Source organism: Flavobacterium sp. C4GT6 (assembly GCF_036347315.1).
Classification (GTDB): domain Bacteria; phylum Bacteroidota; class Bacteroidia; order Flavobacteriales; family Flavobacteriaceae; genus Flavobacterium.
Window position 1 is genome coordinate 55,239 of sequence record NZ_JAZGZU010000007.1, and the last position, 21,744, is coordinate 76,982.

A 21,744-nucleotide genomic window follows, 5' to 3' on the forward strand; every position below is an offset into this window, starting at 1 on the left:
TAGATACGGTTTGTTACAAACTTACATAAAAGTTTAAAGTCATTATTTTGATGCTTTTCTTTTAGTCCTAAACGATGTTGTATTGAGAAGTCGCTTTAAGTTTTTTGATTTTATAATTTATTCAACATTGTGAGGTGTTTTTAACAAAAATGATTATTGTTTTTTATGAAAACGTTATTTCTTGCGCAAGTTTGCTGATTATTCCCATTCCTTAAAAAAAATCCTTACATTCGCAGATTATTTTTTAGAATGCAATTTGTAATGAGCAAGAAGTTTACTGAATATAAGGGACTTGACCTGCCAACAGTGGCGGGCGAGGTACTTGATTTCTGGAAGAAGGAAAATATTTTTGATAAGAGTGTAACAACACGTGAGGGGAAACCGCAGTATGTGTTTTTTGAAGGTCCGCCTTCGGCAAACGGACTGCCGGGTATTCACCACGTAATGGCGCGTGCCATTAAGGATATTTTCTGCCGATACCAAACCCAGAAAGGTTTCCAGGTAAAACGTAAAGCCGGGTGGGATACACACGGACTTCCGGTAGAGCTTGGTACTGAAAAGGAACTTGGCATTACAAAAGAAGATATTGGTACAAAAATATCTGTTGAAGAGTACAACGAAGCCTGTAAGCGCACAGTAATGCGTTATACAGACGTATGGAATGACCTTACCGAAAAAATGGGCTACTGGGTAGATATGGAAGATCCGTATGTTACTTACAAATCCAAATACATGGAGTCGGTTTGGTGGTTACTGAAACAGATTTATGATAAAGGCCTTTTATACAAAGGGTATACTATACAGCCTTACTCGCCTAAAGCGGGTACAGGTTTAAGTTCGCATGAGGTGAACCAGCCGGGTGCTTACCGTGATGTGACTGATACTACTATCGTCGCTCAGTTTAAAACGGTGGCAGATACGCTTCCTGATTTCCTTAAAGGTTTTGGAGAGGTGGATATTATGGCTTGGACCACCACTCCGTGGACACTGCCAAGTAACACAGCGCTTACCGTAGGACCTAATATTGATTATGTACTGGTACAAACTTTTAACCAGTATACATTTGAGCCGATAAATGTGGTGCTTGCTAAAAACCTTATCGGGAAACAGTTTGGTAAAAACTATTTTGTAAGTGAAGATGCTACCGATTTTGAAAACTTCAAAGAAGGAGATAAAAAAATACCATACAAAGTACTTGCCGAAGGAAAAGGTAAAGATCTTGTAGGAATCCGTTACGAGCAGTTGTTGCCGTTTGTATTACCATACCAAAACCCGGAGAATGCTTTCCGTGTAATTTCTGGTGATTTCGTTACTACCGAAGACGGTACCGGTATAGTACACACAGCGCCTACTTTTGGTGCCGATGATGCCAAGGTGGCAAAAGAGGCGAAGCCTGAAGTGCCGCCTATGCTTGTACTGGATAAAAACGGAAACCCTGTGCCGCTTGTAGATCTTCAGGGAAGGTTTATTGACGGACTGGGAGATCTTTCAGGTAAGTATGTGAAAAACGAATACTACGATAAAGGTGAAGCGCCGGAAAAATCAGTAGATGTTGAAATCGCTATCCGCTTAAAAGAAGAAAATAAAGCCTTTAAGGTTGAGAAATATGTTCACAGTTATCCGCACAGCTGGAGAACAGATGAGCCGCTGCTATACTATCCGTTAGATAGCTGGTTTATCCGTGTTACCGATGTGAAAGACAGGATGTTTGAACTGAACGAAACCATTAACTGGAAGCCTAAGGCTACCGGTGAGGGACGTTTTGGTAACTGGCTTAAAAATGCCAACGACTGGAACCTTTCACGTTCCCGTTACTGGGGTATCCCGCTTCCTATATGGAGAACCGAGGATAAGACAGAAGAAATGATTATCGGTTCTGCAGAAGAACTGTATAATGAAATAGAAAAAGCTATAGCAGCAGGTGTTATGAGCGAAAATCCGTTTAAAGGGTTTGAGCCGGGTAATATGAGCGAAGATAACTATGAGCTTATTGATCTGCATAAAAATGTTGTAGACGGCCTAACACTGGTTTCGCCAAGCGGAAAACCAATGAAGCGCGAAAGCGACCTTATTGATGTTTGGTTTGACAGTGGAGCTATGCCTTATGCACAATGGCACTATCCGTTTGAAAATAAGGAACTGGTAGATAACCATACGGCTTATCCTGCCGACTTTATTGCCGAAGGGGTAGACCAGACAAGAGGTTGGTTCTATACACTACACGCTATAGGTACACTGGTATTTGATCAGGTGGCTTATAAAAACGTAGTAAGTAACGGGCTTGTACTGGATAAGAACGGACACAAAATGTCTAAACGTTTAGGTAATGCGGTAGATCCGTTTGAGACACTTGCAGAATACGGCCCGGATGCTACCCGTTGGTACATGATTAGTAATGCAAACCCATGGGATAACCTTAAGTTTGATATAGAGGGAGTGGCCGAGGTAAGACGTAAATTCTTTGGTACTCTGTATAATACATATTCATTCTTTGCGTTATATGCCAATATTGACAACTTCAGTTTTGCTGAACCGGAAGTTCCGCTTAACGAAAGGCCTGAAATAGACCGTTGGATTTTATCTGAGCTTAATACGCTTATAAAAGATGTAGACAGCTTCTATGCAGACTATGAGCCTACAAGAGCTACAAGAGCTATTTCCGACTTTGTTCAGGAGAATTTGAGTAACTGGTATGTACGACTTTGCAGAAGACGTTTCTGGAAAGGTGAATATGCACAGGATAAAATAGCGGCTTATCAAACGCTTTATACCTGTCTTGTAACTGTGGCTAAACTAAGTGCTCCTGTAGCACCTTTCTTTATGGACAGACTTTATAAAGATTTAACACAAGCTTCACAGAAAGAGACATTCGAAAGCGTACATTTGGCCGATTTTCCGCAGTATGCTGATAACTTTGTTGATAAATCGTTAGAAAGCAGAATGGAGAAGGCGCAAACAATTTCATCATTAGTTCTTTCGTTAAGGAAGAAGGAGATGATTAAAGTGCGCCAACCGTTGCAAAAGGTAATGATACCGGTACTTGACGCAAAACAGAAGGGTGAGATTGAAGCAGTTTCAGAACTGATTAAGGCTGAGGTAAATGTGAAGGAAATCGAATTGATGGACGACGCTTCAGACGTGCTTGTTAAGCAAATCAAACCTAACTTTAAAGTACTTGGGCCACGATTCGGGAAGGATATGGGTCTGATTTCCAAAGAGATACAAAATTTCTCACAGGAACAGATCAATGAGATTGAGAAGAGCGGCAGCCTGGATGTTGTCATTTCGGGAAAAAGTATTACTTTAACAAACGAAGATGTTGAGATTTCTTCGCAGGATATTGAAGGCTGGTTAGTGGCAAATTCAAACGGTATTACAGTAGCGCTTGATATTACCATTACCGACGAACTAAGGAACGAAGGTATAGCCCGAGAGCTTGTAAATAGAATTCAGAACATAAGGAAAGATTCAGGATTTGAAGTTACCGACAGGATTAAGGTTTACCTGAAAGATAACCAGGCACTGGAGCAGGCTGTTAAGAGTAACGAGAGTTACATCAAGTCTGAAACCCTTACAGATGAGCTGATATTTAACGAAGAAATTGAAAACGGTACAGAAATTGAATTTGATGAGATAAAAACACTAGTATTAATTTCAAAATAATTGAAATATGGTAGATGAGCAGCAAATAAGATATTCGGACGCGGATTTAGCCGAGTTTAAGGAGCTTATTACTAAAAAGATAGAAAAAGCTAAAGCTGACCTTGACTTAATTAAGAGTGCCTACATGAATGATTTAAACAACGGTACGGATGATACATCTCCTACGTTTAAAGCATTTGAAGAAGGTAGTGAGACTATGTCTAAAGAAGCCAACTCTCAGCTTGCTATCCGTCAGGAAAAGTTTATTCGTGACCTTAAAAATGCCCTTATAAGAATTGAAAACAAAACTTATGGCATTTGTAAAGTAACCGGTAAGCTTATTGGTAAAGAAAGACTTAAACTTGTACCGCACGCTACCATGAGTATCGAGGCAAAAAACATGCAAAGATAAATAGCATATCAGGGCTGCTTTTAGCGGCCCTTACTTTTTTATTTTATCACCTTACTTAATACGCTTTGACCTGTAACTTTAAATCCCGTATACAGGCACGCTTTTTTGCGGTTTATTTCTCCATTTAAACCTTTTGCATTCTATTAACTAAGGTATGATAATTATTATTTAATAATTTCATTTATTTTTGCGGGTAAAATTTAAAAAATGTCTTTAAAGAAAGCCTACCTTATTGTTATTCTTGTACTGATTATTGACCAGGTTTCAAAAATCTATATTAAAACTCATTTTAAACTTGATGAGTTTGTAAAAGTTATGGATTTAAACTGGTTCAGGATACACTTTATTGAAAACGAAGGTATGGCATGGGGTGCTGTTATTCCGGGAGCGCATGGTAAGCTGATACTTACTCTTTTCAGGATAGTAGCTGTAGGGGGTATAGGCTATTGGTTATATGATTCTGTCAAGAAAAAATATTCTAATTATCTTATTGTTTCCATATCACTTATTTTGGCAGGTGCTTTTGGTAATATAATCGACTCGGTTTTCTACGGACTTATTTTTGATTACAGCAGTACTAATCACGTAGCTACTTTATTTTCAGAGAATCCATACGGAACAGTATTTCACGGTAAGGTGGTAGATATGTTCTACTTCCCAATATGGAAAGGACAGTTGCCTTCATGGCTGCCGTTTTGGGGAGGTCAGAATTTTCTTTTCTTTAATGCTATTTTTAACGTTGCCGATGCTGCAATTTCTGTAGGTGTGGGTATACTGCTTCTTTTCAATAAAAAAGCATTTGCTAAGCCTCAGGGTGTAGTTACAGAATAGATTAAAATTGATAAATCTCTTTTGGGGTAACACAATAGTCCAGTACCATATCGTTTGGATGTATGTCGTCTATGCTTTCTTCGGCTTCAAAAAAGGATAGCCCTATTTTTATAATATCTTTTTTGCAGTTGGCTAAAAAACGGTCGTAAAACCCTTTTCCATAGCCTGTACGGTGTCCTTTAGTGTCAAAAGCCAACAGCGGAACAAACACTACGTCTATTTTAGTATCGGGCACCTCTATGCCGTCAACCGGTTCCGGTATACCATATTCGTTTTTCTTAAGTCGGGTATTATCGGTAAGTAGGTATTGTGTCATGCTGCAGTCGTCAAAATTAGATTTTGAAACCACCACTTCCTTATCCTTTCCTGCCAATATTTGTAAAATGTATTCGGTTTGTATTTCCTTGTGCTCTTCAATACTTAAAAACAGGTGGAAGTAGGTTTTGTTCCAAATATCCAGTTTTAATAATTGGTTTGCTATAGTCAGGCTTTGTTCTTCAATTTCATCAAAGCTCATGGCGTTACGAAGTGCCTTATATTTTATGCGGAGTTCTTTTTTAATCATGGTGTAAAATTAGAAAAAATGAAATACTGATTACCCTTTTTGTTTTGTGCAGTTTTTAAATTTAAATTTGTTAATACTAAAACATTAGCCAAATGGAAGAAATTGCAAAAGCTTTAGAGTTAAAAAAGGAATTAGATGTTCTACGACCTTTAGATAAAGAACAGGAAGACAGGATTATGCAAAAATTCCGTTTGGATTGGAATTATCACTCTAATAATCTTGAAGGTAATTCACTTACTTATGGAGAAACCAAAGCGTTGTTAATGTTTGGAGTAACAGCGCAGGGAAAGCCTTTAAAAGACCATTTTGAGGTAACCGGGCATAATGAGGCTATTAATTGGGTTATTGATATGGTTAAGGGTGAAAGACCATTAACTGAGAATTTTATAAGGCAGTTACATGAGCTTTTATTAAAAGAACCATATGAGGTAGATGCTCAAACTCCCGATGGTAAGCCAACAAAAAAGCGAATTAATGTAGGTAGTTATAAAACATCACCTAATCATGTAAAAACTGTTACAGGTGAGATGTTTTATTTTGCCACGCCTGAAGAAACTCCTGCTAAAATGGCTGACCTGATGGTTTGGTATAATGAAAGTATAGAGAGAGAAGATATTAATCCCATTTTATTAGCTTCAGAATTTCATTATAAATTTATTAGAATTCATCCTTTTGATGATGGTAACGGTCGTACTGCACGCATTCTGATGAATTTTATTTTGATGAAATATAGCTACCCTCCGGTTATTATTAAAACAGAAGACAAAGCGAATTACTTTGCAGCTCTAAGACTTGCAGATGCTGGAAACATAGGCGCTTTTGTTGACTATATAGCAAAAAATTTAAACAATTCTCTTGAGTTAATGATTGCTGGAGCTAGGGGCGAAAGTATAGAAGAACCTGATGATATTGATAAAGAAATAGCTTTATTGGAGAAAAGATTAAATTCTTATGGAACTAAAATAGAAAAGCAAAAAAGTTTTTATAACCTTCAGGAAATATATTTGAATAGTATTGTTGAAATAGCAAAAGAATTAAAAGAAAAACTTTCAAAGTTTGATGATTATTATTTGCATAAGAATGTATTTATTAAAATAAATGATCATCCTTCCAAAGATATTTCAGCGTTAACTAATTCAGTAGGTTTATTGACTGGAGATGTAAGAGAAATAAGAATAGAGGTTAGATATGGTCAAATGAAAAAACAAGGATTAGAAAATTTTTCATTTTCGTTTCAGATTATTTTTGTTTTTGAGGTGTTAAAATATCTTGTTGGTCTAAATAGTTATAACAATCATGTTTTGGTCAAAAACTATGAGGTTTTGTCAAAAGAGGAAATGGATAGTTTGGTGAAAATAGTGGTTAAAGAACATAATAAACAGTTGAGTAGCGTTTTAAAGTAGTTTTTGGGTAATATGGAAAACAGCATCTCCCTGATACACTATAGGAGCATCGTTAGCATTAATAATATATCCGGCGTGAGGTGCTTTCACCTTATGTTCAAACTTACCAAACGGATCGGTTATATAAGCTATTACCTCACCTTTTTCCACAAACTTACCTACATTACAATGTAACTGGAATAATCCGGAAAAACGGGCGCGCACCCATCCTGATCTTTCAATATAAATAGAAGGTCCGGGAGCTTCCTTAGCGTTCTTTTTAGGGTTAAGCATATCAAAGTGCGCTAAAAAGCGTTTTGCGCCTTTTACACCTTCCTGAGTGATGTCGTTGTTAATGTCTAACGATTTCCCTCCCTCAAATAACAACATTTTTACACCCATCCTGCCACAGGCATTTCTAAACGAGCCCGAAATGTTTTTGGAATAAAGGGTAAAGGGTGCGTTAAACACATCGGCAAGCTGTTTTAATTCTTCATTGTTTGGTACAATACGAATTTGTGCTGCATTAAATCTGCTGGCACCACCGGCATGAAAGTCTACACAGTAATCTATATGAGGTACGATTTCGTTTAGCAGGTGGAAAGCAAAACGACTGGCAAGCGATCCGCTCTTACTACCGGGGAAAACCCTGTTTAGGTCACGTCCGTCAGGAAATTCACGGGTTTTATTCACAAAACCGAATACGTTAATTACCGGAATACAAATAATGGTTCCGCGTTTGGGTTTGTTTATTTTACGAACTATAAGCTGGCGTACAATTTCAACGCCGTTAATTTCGTCTCCGTGCAGCCCGGCGCTAAAAAGAACAACGGGTCCGTCGATTTTAGCCCTTTCCACAATAATGGGAACCTTAAGTTTTGTCATGGTATGCAGGCGTGCAATTTCCATGTTTATGGTTTTGCTGTCACCCGGTAATACGGTCTCTCCCAGTATGGTAATCTCCCTGTGTTTTGCCATAATTTTACAGAAAGGGTAAAAATAGGAATTATCAGTAATTTTTATGTGTTTAACCTGTGTTTTTTAAGACTCGGGGTAATGATTTGTTTTTTAAATTTGTAATATGCAAACTCCGCTGGAATTACAAATACAAACCCTTCCCGACAGCCCCGGTGTTTACCAGTATTACGATAAAGATGGTAAACTGCTGTATGTGGGCAAGGCTAAGAACCTTAAAAAGAGGGTTTCATCTTATTTTACAAAAATTCACGACTCAGGTAAAACAAGGGTACTGGTTAAAAAAATAGCCAGCATCAGGCATATTGTTGTGCCTACAGAGAACGATGCACTGTTACTGGAAAATAACCTTATCAAAAAGTACCAGCCACGTTATAACGTTATGCTGCGTGATGATAAAACCTACCCGTGGATTTGTATTAAGAAAGAACCTTTCTCACGTATTTTTTCTACCCGAAGGCTGGTAAAGGACGGGTCGGAGTATTTCGGTCCTTATACCAATTTCAAAACGGTGCATACACTACTGGAGCTTATTAAAGAACTGTACCCACTGCGTACCTGCAATTATGATTTGAGTGCAGGTAATATAAAAAGCGAAAAGTACAAGGTTTGCCTTGAGTATCATATTGGTAACTGTAAAGGGCCATGTGAGGGCTATGAATCACTGGAGCGATACCAAAGCAATGTAAATGCGGTAAGGGAAATACTTAAAGGGAACTTTAAGGAAAGCCTTAAAGATTTTAAAAACCTGATGCAGGAACTGGCTGCTGAGATGAAGTTTGAGGAAGCCCAGAAAATAAAAGAAAAGATTGAGGTGCTGGAAAACTATCAGGCGCGCTCTACTGTATTTAATCCAAGGATATCTAACATAGATGTGTTTACCATAATATCTGACGAGAGTATGGCTTATGTGAACTTTATACAGGTATCACACGGCGCCATTATCCGTTCGCATACTATGGAAATAAAAAAGAGGCTGGAAGAGACCGATGAGCAGTTGCTTGAGCTTGCTGTTGTAGAGCTTAGAGAGCGCTTTGATTTACGCTCTAAAGAGATATTACTGCCTTTTGAGCTGGATTTAGGTCCTGACGTAAAAATAACAGTGCCTAAACTTGGGGATAAAAAGCAGATTTTAGATTTGTCTGAACGTAATGCGAAGTTTTACCGAATGGATCAGCTTAAGCAAATTAAGATAGTAGATCCAGACAGGCATACCAATCGTATTATGGCACAAATGAAAAAAGATTTGCGCCTCCCGTTTGAACCAAGGCATATAGAATGTTTTGATAACTCAAACATTCAGGGTACTAATCCGGTGTCGGCATGCGTTGTGTTTAAGGACGGAAAGCCCAGTAAAAAGGACTACCGTCATTTTAATATAAAAACAGTTGAAGGTCCTAACGATTTTGCTTCTATGGAAGAGGTGGTGTACAGACGATACAAGCGTCTTTTAGATGAGAATGAGCCCCTGCCGCAGCTTATAATTATTGATGGTGGTAAAGGGCAGTTATCATCGGCTTTAAAAAGCTTGGATGACTTGGGATTGAGAGGTAAAATCACTATTTTAGGCATTGCTAAAAGGCTCGAAGAAATTTTCTATCCGGGGGACTCTATTCCGCTGTATCTGGACAAGAAATCAGAGACTTTAAAAATAATACAGCACCTCAGAAATGAGGCGCACCGTTTCGGGATTAATTTCCATAGGGATAAACGTAGCAAAGGAGCGCTCCAAACGTCAATAGAAAGCATACCGGGCATAGGGGAGAAGACAATGATAGCGCTTTTGAAGGAGTTTAAGTCGGTTAAAAGGCTGTCTGCCGCCCCCGAAGAAGACATTGCAAAAGTTGTAGGCCCTGCAAAAGCTAAAAAAATTACAGAATTCTATAAAAGTAAAACGTAATGAACAAACCGCTCCTTACCCTGCTATTTTTACTCACTTTCTATAGTGTTTCGGCACAGGAAAACGATACCCTGCCGAAGCATAAACCCAAAATAGGTGTGGTACTGAGCGGTGGAGGAGCAAAAGGGCTTGCTCATATTGGTGCACTAAAAGTACTGGAAGAGGCCGGGATAGAGATATCTTACATAGGTGGTACCAGTATGGGAGCTATAATTGGGGGGCTTTATGCTTCCGGTTACAGTGCAAATCAGTTGGATTCTATTTTTCAAAGGGTAGATTCAGACGCCCTTCTTCGGGATTATATCCCAAGGAGTTCCAAAACCTTTTTTGAGAAAAGAAACGACGAAATTTACGCCTTAACACTTCCTTTTAAAAACTTCAAACTGGGGTTTCCTACGGCTGTTTCAAAAGGACTTTATAATTATGCCATTATAAACAGGCTTACCAATCATGTTAGACACATTAGGGAATTTGATAGTTTGCCTATTCCGTTTGTTTGTATTGCTACAGATATTGAAACCGGAGAAGAGGTGGTGCTGCAGAAAGGGATACTGCCCGATGCTATTCTTGCCAGTGGGGCATTTCCGTCATTATACTATCCGGTAGAGATTGACGGGAGACTGCTTATTGACGGTGGAGTTACTAATAACTATCCGGTAGAGGAAATCAGGAAAATGGGTGCTGATATCATTATTGGGGTTGATGTTCAGGACGGACTGAAATCGCGTGATGAGATTAAAGGGGCAACCGGTGTACTGGTACAGATTAATAACTACCAGATGATCAAAAAAATGGATAAAAAGCGTGAAGAGACCGATGTATATATAAAACCGGATATTTCGGGTTACTCGGTTATCTCTTTTGATCAGGGACAGGAGATTATCAAAAAAGGCGAAGAGGCTGCCTTAACATTATATGATACCTTAAAAAAGCTGGGTAGTGATAAGCCTATAGTTAAAAGATGTACCGAAGCAAAAGATACTCTTAATATAGAGTATATTAATGTGAATAAACTGGAGTATTACACTAAATCGTATGTGGTAGGTAAGCTTAGGTTTAAAGGAGGGGCAAAAATTACGTATGATAAGCTGGATGCCGGAATAAGCAGCCTCAGTGCTACACAAAACTTCAATTCCATTTCCTATTCTTTTGAAAAAGGATCTAACGGAGGTGATGTGCTTAATATGAACTTAACCGAAAATCCTGTAAACCGCTATTTGAAATTCGGGCTTCATTATGACGGACTTTACAAAAGTGGTATATTAGTTAATCTTACTCAAAAGAAACTATTGTTCCAAAATGACGTTGCATCGCTCGATGTGATTTTGGGGGATCATTTCCGTTATAATCTGGATTATTATCGTGATAATGGTTTTCATATCAGTTATGGTTTTCATTCCAGTTACAGTAATTTTAACAGAAATATCTCTGCCGAATTTAATGAAGGGGAGTTTTTAAGGACATTTGGGGTGAATTCGCTTAATCTCGATTTTACCGATTTTACCAATAAAGTGTATCTGCAAACCATTTTTGCGCAAAAGTTTCTTATTGGTGCCGGAGCGGAACTTAAGCATTTAAAAATTAAGAGTGAAACGGTAGAGTCTAACAGTATTTTTGACGATAGTGATTATTTTTCGCTATACGGTACACTTAAATACGACTCTTATGATAACAAATACTTCCCTAAAAAGGGATGGTATTTTACTGGTGAGGCAAAAACGTTTTTGTTCTCATCTGATTACAATGACATTTTTGGGCGTTTCAGCATCTTTAAGGCAGATATGGGTATAGTGCATGAAATAGTGCGTAACCTGTCGTTAGAATTGCAAACAGAGGGTGGTTTTGCGGTTTCCAGCGATACTACAGTCCCGTTTTTTGATTTTATTTTGGGAGGTTATGGGTATAATATGACAAATAACTTCCGTCATTTTTACGGATATGACTTTTTGAGCCTGTCAGGAGATAGTTATATTAAAGGAACAGCTACACTTGATTATGAATTTGTAAAGAAAAACCATATTAACTTCACGGCAAACTTTGCCAATTTAGGACACAGGATTTATGACGAGGGTAATATATTCAGTGTGCCCCAATATAGTGGATATGCTTTTGGTTATGGTATGGAAACTATAATAGGGCCTATAGAAGTAAAGCACAGCTGGTCTCCCGATACCAAAAATCATTATACTTGGTTTAGTGTAGGTTTTTGGTTCTAAATATTTATTAAGAGGAAACGAAACGGAAATATATAAAAAGCCAAAAGGCAGGATTAATTATCCTGCCTTTCTGTTATATCATCATTTTCCGAATAGGAGTCGGGTTCCGGTTTCGGTTTTACGGTTAAAACCTTATAAAAAAAGTATGCAGCCATGGCTACCACAATTCCCTGTGCGCCTACCATTACTATTATTGCTTCTGTTTTCATGCTGTTGCCCTCCCTTCTTTAACTCGTTTTAAATATGCTCTGTATACTACTATGCTAATAAAGATAAACAAAGTTATTAATAATAATCTTCCCAGTGTTTTGTACATCACGTTGTTAGTGAATTTACCTTCTGCAATTTTATCTTTAGGATGTATTTTATCACCCAGGCTAACAACAGTATGTTGTTCGTTTTTAAATGAGTAAGTTTTATAGTCAGTATACTTTACAGTATGCGTGTTATTTTGAGATTTGTCAAAAACCTGTTTTTCGTTCTCAAATGCAATTTTTACAAAGTTAGGTGCTACAGAATCAACCACACCAAATTCGGCAGAGCCATAATCCTCGGCATAATAAGCATCAGCAAACCACTCTTTGTTATGGGTGTCATTATTCATAACCTTGTTGGTCATATCAGGCACACTGGCAAGAAGAACCCATCCTAAAAGACATGGTGTTACAACAAGTATTACATATTTAAAGAATACCGGAACTTTAATATCGGCACCAAGGTTAATTTCTTCCCATCCTCTTTTTATACCGAAAATCCATGCAAACAGTACGGTTTCAAGGAAAGCAAACACTACAAGGCTTACGGTACCTGCCCAGTAGTCGTATTCGTCAAATACACCTTCTTTAAAGAAGATAACGGTTGGTAATCCCATTATAAGGGCAATAAGCCCGAAGGACCAGGCGCCTTTGTTGTTTTTCCAGCCAAACTCATCGCGCATAAAGCCAATCCATGGAGTACCCATGGCAAGGGACGAGGTAATACCGGCAAAGAATAGTAGCCCGAACCAGAATACCCCTGCAAAAATGGCGAGGACATGACCCCATTGCTGGAAGAGGTAAGGCATAGTTTGGAATGCCATACCGAAGCCTGCATTTTGAAGTACCCAGTCAAGACCAAGGTAGCCTGCTGCAATAGGAATTACTATTGAGCTACCTAATACAACCTCTACAAATTCGTTCATGAAACCTGCAGAAACAGCGTTTAGGGCAATATCATCTTTAGATCTTATGTAAGCTGCATAACAATGTACAGTACCCATACCTACAGATAAGGTAAAGAATATCTGCCCGGCGGCGGCGAGCCATACCTTAGGGTTGGAGAGGGAGTCAAACTGTGGTGTCCACAGGAAGTTAAGTCCGTCCCATGCATTGGCATTAGGGAATAGTGCTGATGCTCCATCGGTTCCAAGAGTAAGTCCTTTAAATGCCAGTACTGCACCAAAAAGGATAAGTAGCGGCATACCTATTTTTGCTACCTTTTCAATACCGCCTAAACCTTTGGAAAGGATGTAAGTATTTAAAAGTAAGCAGGCTATGTAAAATACAACGGCTTCATAAGGAATACCTGTTGTACTTTTTGCTACTGTGGTATAGGTATCAAAAAATCCTGCAACTTGAGCCTGATCCATACCCACAAAAGTTCCTTTTATTGTGTGGTATACATAAGACATAGTCCAGGATTCGATATAACAGTAGTATGATGCGACGGCGATATTGGTAAAAATACCAAAGACACCAATGTATTTCCATATTCGGCCTTTAGCCATGGTGTCCAGAATGTAAGGGGTACTGTGGTTGCCGTATCTTCCTCCAAAACGGCCGGTAGACCATTCAATAAAAAGAAGAGGGATTCCCATCACTACAAAACACACGAGGTAAGGTATAATAAAGGCGCCACCTCCGTTTTGAACTGCCTGTACCGGGAATCTTAAAAAGTTGCCTAATCCAACCGCATTACCTGCCATTGCCAGAATTAAGCCAACACGCGAGCCCCACGATTCTGATTTCGCTGCCATAAAGGATATTTGTTTTTTGGTTATTAAACGGTTTCAAAGATAGAAAAACAAATAGAAAAGTAAAGAAAAGCGCAATTAAATTAAAAATCCGTAAAGGCTTTTAACATAAGTAATTCAAATTTCTCAATTAGCCTAAAATCATATCAACAGATTCATAACCAAAGCTGATTTTAACGTGAAACTCAAATTTTTGCTGAGAATGTGCTCTAAATATAAATATTGTATAATAATTAGGGAGCAAAATTAAATTTTTACGATATTTGTCTAATGAATATGAGTTGGACAGATTTATTAAGCCACCTGAAATTTCTCATTAAGAGAAACCCGGAATGATATATATTACATGGTGTACCCGTTTAATATGTTTAATTAATAAATTTCAATTATGCCTATATATCACAAAGTAGGGAATATCCCTCACAAAAGACATATACAGTTTGAGAAACCGGACGGCGGACTTTACTACGAGCAGCTGTTTGGTACCGAAGGTTTTCACGGACATTCTTCACTGTTGTACCATGTACACAGGCCAACACAGGTTAAGGAGATTTTAAAATCATACTCTGTAGAGCCGGAGATTGCCATCGAAAAAAACATCAAATCACTTTTACTTAAAGGTTTTGAGCTCCAGCCAAAGGATGACTTTTTGGAAAGCCGTACCGATATGCTGGTAAACAATGATTGTATCATTGGGCTTGCTGCACCAAAAAAATCGCTTCGTGAGTATTTTTACAAAAATGCCGATGCCGATGAAATGCTGTTTATCCATAAAGGGAAAGGTACTCTTAGAACTTTTATGGGTAACATTCCGTTTGAGTATGGTGATTACCTAGTTATTCCAAGAGGTATGATATACCAAATAGATTTTGAAACCAGTGATAACCGTTTACTTTATGTAGAGTCTACATCGCCTTTCTACACGCCTAAGCGTTATAAAAATGAAAGCGGACAGCATTTAGAGCACTCTCCGTTTTGTGAAAGGGACTTTAAATTACCGGAGCAGCTTGAAACGTATGATGAAAAAGGAGATTTCCTTATCAAAATCAAGAAAGAAGGTATGATGCATGAGGTAGTATATGCTACGCATCCGTTTGATGTTATTGGTTGGGATGGTTATAACTTCCCTTACGGGTTTAGTATTCATAACTTTGAGCCTATTACAGGTAGGGTACACTTACCGCCGCCAATTCACCAAACATTTGAAACTGCCGGATTTGTGGTTTGTTCATTCTGCCCTAGGCTTTATGACTACCATCCAAAATCAATACCGGCACCATACAACCACAGTAATATTGACAGTGACGAGGTGCTTTATTATGTAGACGGTGACTTTATGAGCCGTAACAATATAGAGCAGGGTCACATTACGCTTCACCCTAAAGGTATTCCTCACGGGCCTGCACCGGGGGCAATGGAGCGCAGTATCGGTCAGACGGAAACTTTAGAGCTTGCGGTAATGGTAGATACCTTCCGTCCGCTTAAAGTAACTAAAGCTGCTATGGGCTTAGATGATGGTCAATACTATAAATCGTGGGTAGAGTAATTTTTAAAAATAACAAACAAAACAAAAACGTTTTCCTGCTTTGGCAGGACAACTTAAAATATTGAAACTATGAGCAAAGAAGTAAAGAGCGTTGAATACGGCTTAGAAAAAATATTTGAAGGAGCACAGGATTTCCTTCCGCTTTTAGGAACAGATTATATTGAATTTTATGTAGGTAACGCTAAACAGGCAGCCCACTATTATAAAACAGCTTTCGGATTCCAGTCGCATGCTTATGCAGGTTTGGAAACAGGTTTAAAAGACAGAGCATCTTATGTGCTTGTTCAGGATAAAATCCGTTTAGTATTAACAACTCCGTTAAATGCTGATTCTCCGTTAAACGATCATATCGTTAAACACGGTGATGGTGTTAAAATCGTAGCACTTTGGGTAGAAGATGCAAGAAAATCTTTTGAGGAAACTACTAAGAGAGGTGCTAAAGTATATATGGAGCCAACTGTTGAGACAGATGAGTTTGGTGAAGTGGTACGTGCAGGTATCTACACTTATGGTGAAACAGTACACATGTTTGTAGAGCGTAAAAACTACAAAGGAGCTTTCTTGCCGGGGTATAAAGAATGGAAATCTGACTACAACCCAGAGCCAACAGGTCTTAAGTTTGTAGACCACATGGTAGGTAACGTAGGATGGAACGAAATGAATACCTGGGTTAAGTGGTATGAAGATGTAATGGGGTTTGTTAACTTCCTTTCATTTGATGACAAGCAAATCCATACAGAATATTCTGCTCTTATGAGTAAAGTAATGTCTAACGGTAACGGTAGGATTAAATTTCCTATCAATGAGCCTGCAGAAGGGGCTAAAAGGTCTCAGATTGAGGAATATCTTGATTTCTATGGTGGTCCAGGTGTACAGCACATTGCTATCGCTACCGATGATATCATTAAAACAGTAAGCGCATTAAAAGCAAGAGGTGTTGAATTCCTTTCTGCACCGCCTCATACTTACTATGAAGAAGTGCCAAACCGTCTTGGTGAACACATGAGTATCATGAAAGAGGATATTAGTGTTCTTGAGAGTTTAGGTATCATGGTTGATGCTGATGAGGAAGGTTACTTATTACAAATTTTTACCAAACCGGTTGAAGACCGTCCTACACTTTTCTATGAAATAATTCAGAGAATGGGTGCAAGAGGCTTTGGTGCAGGTAACTTTAAGGCTCTGTTTGAGTCGATTGAGAGAGAACAAGCATTGCGAGGAACGTTATAAAAGCTACTTATTTTTATATAGTTAATAATTTTAAACCATCTAAAGGTTTATTTTTTGAGGAATATGTGTTAAAGTTGATTTTTTAGAGAGAATTTTTTAAAAACCTATCTACTTTTGCACTCGCAAAAAGGGAGCTGTAGTGAGCTCACTTTTTTGTGAAAAGTAATTTTCATAATTTATAGTTTTTTGGTTGGTTAATAGCATAAAAACCCGGTCATTAATTTTGGCTGGGTTTTTTTGTTTAGTATTTTTGGAACAAAAATTGTAATTTACTATTGTAAAACATCAAAAAGTTAGATAATTGCTATGAAAAAGTTAATGACAGCCATTTTGTTCTTTACAATATGTAATGTTTATTCTCAAAACGCCTTTTCTGCGGGCGAGTATTTTAAATTCAGAATCCATTACGGTTTTATAAATGCCGGGTATGCCACCCTCGAGGTTAAAGATGCCGTTCGTGAAAATAAAAAAGTATTTCACGTAGTAGGTAAAGGGTATACTACAGGTGCAGCAAAACTGTTTTTTAAGGTAAAGGATGATTATCAGAGTTATTTTGATAAGGAGACCGGTAAGCCTTACCAGTTTATAAGGAAAATAGACGAAGGCGGATATACCAAAAACCAGGAAGGTTTCTTTAACCAGTCCAGTAATACGGTAACCGTAAACGACTATAAAAACGATACGAAAAAAACCTTTAAGGTGCCTGAAAACGTGCAGGATATCGTGTCGGTGTTCTACTATTTGAGGAACCACCCTGAGGTTGACGACCTTAAAGTGGGGGGCTTTATAGAAGTAGACATGTTTTTTGATGAAGAAGTGACGAAGTTTAAGTTAAAATTCCTTGGTCGAGAGGATATAAAAACTAAATTTGGGACCGTTTCTGCCATGATATTCAGACCCTATGTTCAGGCAGGCCGTGTATTTAAGGAAGAGGAGAGTTTAACTGTTTGGATTTCAAACGATGGGAACAGGATTCCTCTAAGGATAAAGGCCGATTTAGCAGTGGGTTCATTAAAGGCAGATTTGGACGAGTTTAAAGGGCTTAGCCACTCTTTTAAAGTTAAATCTAAATAACACAATGGACATTACACCCGCAATAGAGCAACAGCTTAACGATCTTGAAAAAAAATTTAAGGCAATAAACCAGAAAACAGAAACCCATCTTGAAGGGCTTCTTTGGGCAAAACCCATAACGTACTGGGATTATATACAAACCGATGCATTATTAAACCTGCAAACTCAAAGGACTACACTTCCTGATGAAATGGTTTTTATAATGTACCATCAGGTAAACGAGCTGTTGTTTAAAATGATATTGTGGGAGGTAGAACAGCTTTGCCATACCGAACAACCGGAAACGGCTTACTTTACCGAAAAGCTAATGCGTATTAGCCGTTACTTTGATATGCTCACCACCTCGTTTGATATTATGGGTGATGGTATGGAGGTAGATCAATACATGAAGTTTAGAAATACACTAACGCCTGCGAGCGGATTCCAAAGTGCGCAATACCGTCTTATCGAGTTTGCTTCTACAGATCTTATCAATCTTATAGACTACAGGTACAGAGCTGATATTGACAGAAATACGCCTTATGAACATGCCTTAGAGCATTTATATTGGCAGGCTGCAGGGAAAGATTATAAAACAGGAGAGAAATCATACCTATTATCGCAGTTTGAGAAAAGATATAAAGGTGAATTCCTTCGCTTTATGGAAGAATACAACACCATAAACATTTGGAGGAAATTCAAACAACTTCCTGAAGAAACGCAAAAAGATGTTACACTTGTAAAAGCAATGCGTCATTATGATTATACGGTAAATGTTACCTGGGTAATGGGGCACTACAATACGGCAAAAAAATATATTGAAAGCGTTTCAGGTCCGCAGGAAGCAACCGGAGGAAGCGACTGGAAAAAATATATGCATCCTAAATACCAAAGAAGGATATTTTTCCCTGAATTATGGAGTGAGGAGGAGTTAAAGAACTGGGGAGAGAACGTATAATAACCGCATAAAACATCTAATTTGAGATATCTTACTTTCATATTATTGCTAACCACTTTTATTGCCTGTAAAAAAGAGGAAAAGGACGCTAAGCCCGAACCCGTAGCAAAGAAAGAGGTTAAAAAAATAAGAAAAGAATTTGGCTTTGTTGTAGATAGTTTTCAGGTAGTGCATGATACCATTAAAAGTGGAGACACTTTTGGTGGATTGATGGCTAAACAAAACTTTGATGCAGCAGCTATCCATAATATTACCGAAAAAATTAGGGATACCTTTAACCTTAGAGATATAAGGATAGGTAAGCCCTATACACTTTTTAAGGATAAAAATGCGCCACATAACCTTAAGGCGTTTGTATATCAGCCTAATAAACTTAGCTATTATGTTATTGATTTAAGGGATTCGGTAGTGGTACATAAAAAGAAACGTCCTGTATCGGTAAAGCGTAGGGTAATTGTAGGGGAGATTGAAGGTTCGCTGGCAGGTACACTGCAAAAAGAAGGAGTTGGGCCAGCACTGGCACAGGAGCTTTCTGAGATTTATGCTTGGAGTGTCGATTTCTTCAGGATACAAAAAGGCGATAAGTTTGGGGTTATCATTAACGAAACGTTTATAAGTGATACCATTTATGCCGGAATCAAAAATATAGAAGGCTCTTACTTTGAATATAAAGGCGACAAAATTTATGCCTTCCCTTTTAAACAGGACACGCTTGCTAAAACCTACGATTATTATGACGAGAATGGTAAGGCGCTTAAAAGTATGTTCCTAAAAGCACCGCTTAAGTTTAGCCGTATTTCTTCGCGCTTTACACCAAGGCGTTTTCACCCGGTACAAAAACGCTGGAAAGCGCATAACGGTACCGATTATGCCGCTCCTACAGGTACGCCTATTATGGCCACGGCTACAGGGGTTGTAGAAAGAGCCGGGTATACAGCCGGTAACGGTAATTATGTAAAAATCAGGCACAACAGTACTTATTCTACTCAGTACCTCCACATGTCAAAAATTTTGGTTAAAACAGGGCAAAGGGTAAGTCAGGGAGAAATAATTGGTAAAGTAGGTAGTACAGGCTTGGCAACCGGACCACACGTTTGTTACCGTTTTTGGAAAAACGGGGTACAGGTAGATGCCCTGAAACAGAAGTTTACAAGCTCTGACCCAATGAAAAAAGAGCACATGCCAAGATATGAGGCTTACATGAAGCCTTTAAGAAAAGAATTAGACAGTATCTCAAACCTCAAATTAAATAATAATAAGTAATGGCAATGGAAAATATCAACCCTACAGGTACCGCAGCCTGGACGGAATTACAAAAGCATTTTGCCGATATGCAAAATGCCTCCATGCAGGAGATGTTTGCTGCCGATAAAGGCAGGAGCGAAAAATTCCACATTCAGTGGAATGATTTTTTAGTAGATTACTCTAAAAACATAATAAACGAGGAAACACTTTCCCTTTTACTGAAACTGGCTGAGGAGTCAGGGATGGCATCGGCTATAGATAGTTATTTTGCCGGAGATGCCATTAACAGGACAGAAAACAGAGCAGTACTTCATACTGCATTACGTGCACCCGAAAGTGCTGGTGTACAAGTAAACGGTGTTAATGTAATGCCGGAAGTATATGCCGTAAAAAATAAAATAAAAGGATTTTGTGACGGTATTATAAACGGTTCTCAAAAAGGTTATACCGGTAAAGCATTTACCCATGTGGTAAATATTGGTATAGGCGGTAGTGATTTAGGGCCTGCAATGGTTGTAGATGCACTTGCTTACTATAAAAATAACCTTGAGGTGCGTTTTATTTCAAACGTAGATGGTGACCATGTTATGGAGAGCCTTAAAGGTTTGGATCCGGAAACTACACTTTTTGTTATTGTTTCTAAAACCTTTACCACTCAGGAAACACTTTCTAATGCTCAAACGGTAAGGGAATGGTTCCTTAAATCGGCTAAGCAGGAGGATGTGGCGAAGCATTTTGTGGCTGTATCTACCAACATACAGAAGGTTACCGAGTTTGGTATTGACGAAAATAACATATTCCCTATGTGGGATTGGGTTGGCGGACGTTTCTCCCTGTGGAGTGCCGTAGGTCTTTCAATCAGTCTTGCTGTAGGTTTTGAAAACTTTGACGAACTGCTTAAAGGTGCACACGATATGGATGAGCACTTTAAAACGGCTCCACATGATAAAAATATACCGGTTGTGCTTGCATTATTAAGTGTATGGTATAACAACTTTTTTGGTGCCGAAAGCGAGGCTTTAATACCTTACACACAGTACCTGCAAAAACTGGCACCTTACCTGCAACAGGGTATAATGGAGAGTAACGGTAAGAGTATAGACCGTAACGGTAACCCGGTACAGTACCAAACCGGTACTATTATATGGGGAGAGCCGGGTACAAACTCTCAGCACGCATTCTTCCAGTTAATACATCAGGGAACTAAGCTTATTCCTACCGATTTTATTGGTTTTGTACAGCCTTTACACGGTAATAAAGACCATCATGATAAACTGATGTCTAACTTCTTTGCTCAAACTGAGGCATTACTTAATGGTAAAACCGAAGCTCAGGTTAAGGCTGAGTTTGTAAAGCAGGGCATAGATGGCGATAAAGCTGCGTTTTTACTTCCGTTTAAGGTGTTTACCGGTAACAAGCCTACAAATACCCTTTTAATTGATAAACTTACGCCAGAGACACTTGGGGCGCTTATTGCACTATATGAGCATAAAATATTTGCACAGGGTGTAATATGGAACATTTTCAGTTACGATCAGTGGGGTGTTGAATTAGGTAAACAACTCGCTAATTCTATTCTGGATGAGATACATTCGGGAGACGTTAAGCAGCATGATAACTCTACCGAATTCCTGTTAAATTACTTTCTTAAAAATAAGAAATATTAGCAAAAAAAACACTCAGGTGTTTTTAAGTTATATATAAAACAGAGGCCCGAAAGCAATTTCGGGCTTTTTTTATGCCTGTAAACAAAAAAAACAGGTTACTAATGCGTGAAT

The 21,744-nt window shown here is 38.4% G+C and carries 16 protein-coding genes; 12 read left to right on the top strand and 4 right to left on the bottom strand.

All coding sequences use genetic code 11. The features are described 5' to 3' along the window. Nucleotides 1-261: 261 nt before the first annotated feature. From ileS to V3Z67_RS10160, 3 genes are all read left to right on the top strand, one after another. Nucleotides 262-3,663, top strand: a complete 3,402-nt coding sequence (gene ileS, locus V3Z67_RS10150; RefSeq protein WP_330443198.1) for an isoleucine--tRNA ligase — start codon at nt 262-264, stop codon at nt 3,661-3,663. A gap of 7 nt (nt 3,664-3,670) precedes the next feature. Then, entirely contained in the window at nt 3,671-4,054 is a 384-nt protein-coding gene (locus V3Z67_RS10155; RefSeq protein ID WP_035133186.1) for a TraR/DksA family transcriptional regulator, read from the top strand. Nucleotides 4,055-4,261: 207 nt separating this feature from the next. Next, on the top strand, nt 4,262-4,885 hold the full coding sequence (locus tag V3Z67_RS10160) for a lipoprotein signal peptidase (RefSeq protein WP_330443199.1): 624 nt from the start codon (nt 4,262-4,264) through the stop codon (nt 4,883-4,885). 1 nt (nt 4,886) lies between these two features. Here the strand turns inward: V3Z67_RS10160 and V3Z67_RS10165 are convergent, their stop codons facing one another. After that, on the bottom strand, nt 4,887-5,450 hold the full coding sequence (locus V3Z67_RS10165; RefSeq protein WP_330443200.1) for a 5-formyltetrahydrofolate cyclo-ligase: 564 nt from the start codon (nt 5,448-5,450) through the stop codon (nt 4,887-4,889). A 92-nt stretch (nt 5,451-5,542) separates the two neighbouring features. Here V3Z67_RS10165 and V3Z67_RS10170 point away from each other — a divergent pair, with 92 nt between their 5' ends. Further along, the gene (locus V3Z67_RS10170; protein WP_330443201.1) at nt 5,543-6,853 is read left to right on the top strand and encodes a Fic family protein; all 1,311 of its coding nucleotides are present in this window, start codon (nt 5,543-5,545) and stop codon (nt 6,851-6,853) included. Here the strand turns inward: V3Z67_RS10170 and V3Z67_RS10175 are convergent. Continuing rightward, nucleotides 6,845-7,810 carry a succinylglutamate desuccinylase/aspartoacylase family protein gene (locus V3Z67_RS10175; protein ID WP_330443202.1) on the bottom strand — a complete coding sequence of 322 codons (966 nt, stop codon included), beginning with the start codon at nt 7,808-7,810 and terminating at the stop codon, nt 6,845-6,847. The genes V3Z67_RS10170 and V3Z67_RS10175 overlap by 9 nt on opposite strands. Nucleotides 7,811-7,913: 103 nt before the next feature. Between V3Z67_RS10175 and uvrC the strand changes: the two genes are divergently transcribed. Beyond that, the gene (gene uvrC, locus V3Z67_RS10180; protein WP_330443203.1) at nt 7,914-9,707 is read left to right on the top strand and encodes an excinuclease ABC subunit UvrC; all 1,794 of its coding nucleotides are present in this window, start codon (nt 7,914-7,916) and stop codon (nt 9,705-9,707) included. Next, nucleotides 9,707-11,923, top strand: coding sequence for a patatin-like phospholipase family protein (locus V3Z67_RS10185; RefSeq protein ID WP_330443204.1), 2,217 nt, complete (start codon nt 9,707-9,709; stop codon nt 11,921-11,923). Before uvrC ends, V3Z67_RS10185 begins: the two co-directional genes overlap by 1 nt. Before the next feature lie 53 nt (nt 11,924-11,976). On the opposite strand, the gene V3Z67_RS10190 is transcribed toward V3Z67_RS10185, so the two are convergent. Together V3Z67_RS10190 and V3Z67_RS10195 are read right to left on the bottom strand one after the other, a co-directional pair. After that, entirely contained in the window at nt 11,977-12,132 is a 156-nt protein-coding gene (locus V3Z67_RS10190) for a hypothetical protein (RefSeq protein WP_330443205.1), read from the bottom strand. Then, entirely contained in the window at nt 12,129-13,937 is a 1,809-nt protein-coding gene (locus tag V3Z67_RS10195; RefSeq protein ID WP_330443206.1) for a sodium-dependent transporter, read from the bottom strand. The genes V3Z67_RS10190 and V3Z67_RS10195 overlap by 4 nt, the downstream gene beginning before the upstream one ends. Before the next feature lie 385 nt (nt 13,938-14,322). On the opposite strand from V3Z67_RS10195, the gene V3Z67_RS10200 reads away from it, so the two are divergent. From V3Z67_RS10200 to pgi, 6 genes are all read left to right on the top strand, one after another. Continuing rightward, nucleotides 14,323-15,480, top strand: a complete 1,158-nt coding sequence (locus tag V3Z67_RS10200; protein ID WP_157484762.1) for a homogentisate 1,2-dioxygenase — start codon at nt 14,323-14,325, stop codon at nt 15,478-15,480. 69 nt (nt 15,481-15,549) lie between these two features. Continuing rightward, on the top strand, nt 15,550-16,710 hold the full coding sequence (gene hppD / locus V3Z67_RS10205; RefSeq protein ID WP_035133201.1) for a 4-hydroxyphenylpyruvate dioxygenase: 1,161 nt from the start codon (nt 15,550-15,552) through the stop codon (nt 16,708-16,710). Between the two features lie 306 nt (nt 16,711-17,016). Next, nucleotides 17,017-17,784 (top strand): DUF3108 domain-containing protein, encoded by a 768-nt coding sequence (locus V3Z67_RS10210; RefSeq protein ID WP_330443207.1) that lies wholly within the window; start codon nt 17,017-17,019, stop codon nt 17,782-17,784. 4 nt (nt 17,785-17,788) lie between these two features. Next, nucleotides 17,789-18,721, top strand: coding sequence for a tryptophan 2,3-dioxygenase family protein (locus tag V3Z67_RS10215; protein ID WP_330443208.1), 933 nt, complete (start codon nt 17,789-17,791; stop codon nt 18,719-18,721). Nucleotides 18,722-18,742: 21 nt separating this feature from the next. Continuing rightward, nucleotides 18,743-19,984, top strand: a complete 1,242-nt coding sequence (locus V3Z67_RS10220; RefSeq protein ID WP_330443209.1) for a M23 family metallopeptidase — start codon at nt 18,743-18,745, stop codon at nt 19,982-19,984. After that, nucleotides 19,984-21,633, top strand: coding sequence for a glucose-6-phosphate isomerase (gene pgi, locus V3Z67_RS10225; RefSeq protein WP_330443210.1), 1,650 nt, complete (start codon nt 19,984-19,986; stop codon nt 21,631-21,633). The genes V3Z67_RS10220 and pgi overlap by 1 nt, the downstream gene beginning before the upstream one ends. The last annotated feature ends 111 nt before the right edge of the window (nt 21,634-21,744 follow it).

Coding starts and splice junctions, on each gene's coding strand:
- ileS (WP_330443198.1), top strand. CDS start 262: ATGAGCAAGAAGTTTACTGAATATAAGGGACTTGACCTGCCAACAGTG.
- V3Z67_RS10155 (WP_035133186.1), top strand. CDS start 3,671: ATGGTAGATGAGCAGCAAATAAGATATTCGGACGCGGATTTAGCCGAG.
- V3Z67_RS10160 (WP_330443199.1), top strand. CDS start 4,262: ATGTCTTTAAAGAAAGCCTACCTTATTGTTATTCTTGTACTGATTATT.
- V3Z67_RS10165 (WP_330443200.1), bottom strand. CDS start 5,450: ATGATTAAAAAAGAACTCCGCATAAAATATAAGGCACTTCGTAACGCC.
- V3Z67_RS10170 (WP_330443201.1), top strand. CDS start 5,543: ATGGAAGAAATTGCAAAAGCTTTAGAGTTAAAAAAGGAATTAGATGTT.
- V3Z67_RS10175 (WP_330443202.1), bottom strand. CDS start 7,810: ATGGCAAAACACAGGGAGATTACCATACTGGGAGAGACCGTATTACCG.
- uvrC (WP_330443203.1), top strand. CDS start 7,914: ATGCAAACTCCGCTGGAATTACAAATACAAACCCTTCCCGACAGCCCC.
- V3Z67_RS10185 (WP_330443204.1), top strand. CDS start 9,707: ATGAACAAACCGCTCCTTACCCTGCTATTTTTACTCACTTTCTATAGT.
- V3Z67_RS10190 (WP_330443205.1), bottom strand. CDS start 12,132: ATGAAAACAGAAGCAATAATAGTAATGGTAGGCGCACAGGGAATTGTG.
- V3Z67_RS10195 (WP_330443206.1), bottom strand. CDS start 13,937: ATGGCAGCGAAATCAGAATCGTGGGGCTCGCGTGTTGGCTTAATTCTG.
- V3Z67_RS10200 (WP_157484762.1), top strand. CDS start 14,323: ATGCCTATATATCACAAAGTAGGGAATATCCCTCACAAAAGACATATA.
- hppD (WP_035133201.1), top strand. CDS start 15,550: ATGAGCAAAGAAGTAAAGAGCGTTGAATACGGCTTAGAAAAAATATTT.
- V3Z67_RS10210 (WP_330443207.1), top strand. CDS start 17,017: ATGAAAAAGTTAATGACAGCCATTTTGTTCTTTACAATATGTAATGTT.
- V3Z67_RS10215 (WP_330443208.1), top strand. CDS start 17,789: ATGGACATTACACCCGCAATAGAGCAACAGCTTAACGATCTTGAAAAA.
- pgi (WP_330443210.1), top strand. CDS start 19,984: ATGGCAATGGAAAATATCAACCCTACAGGTACCGCAGCCTGGACGGAA.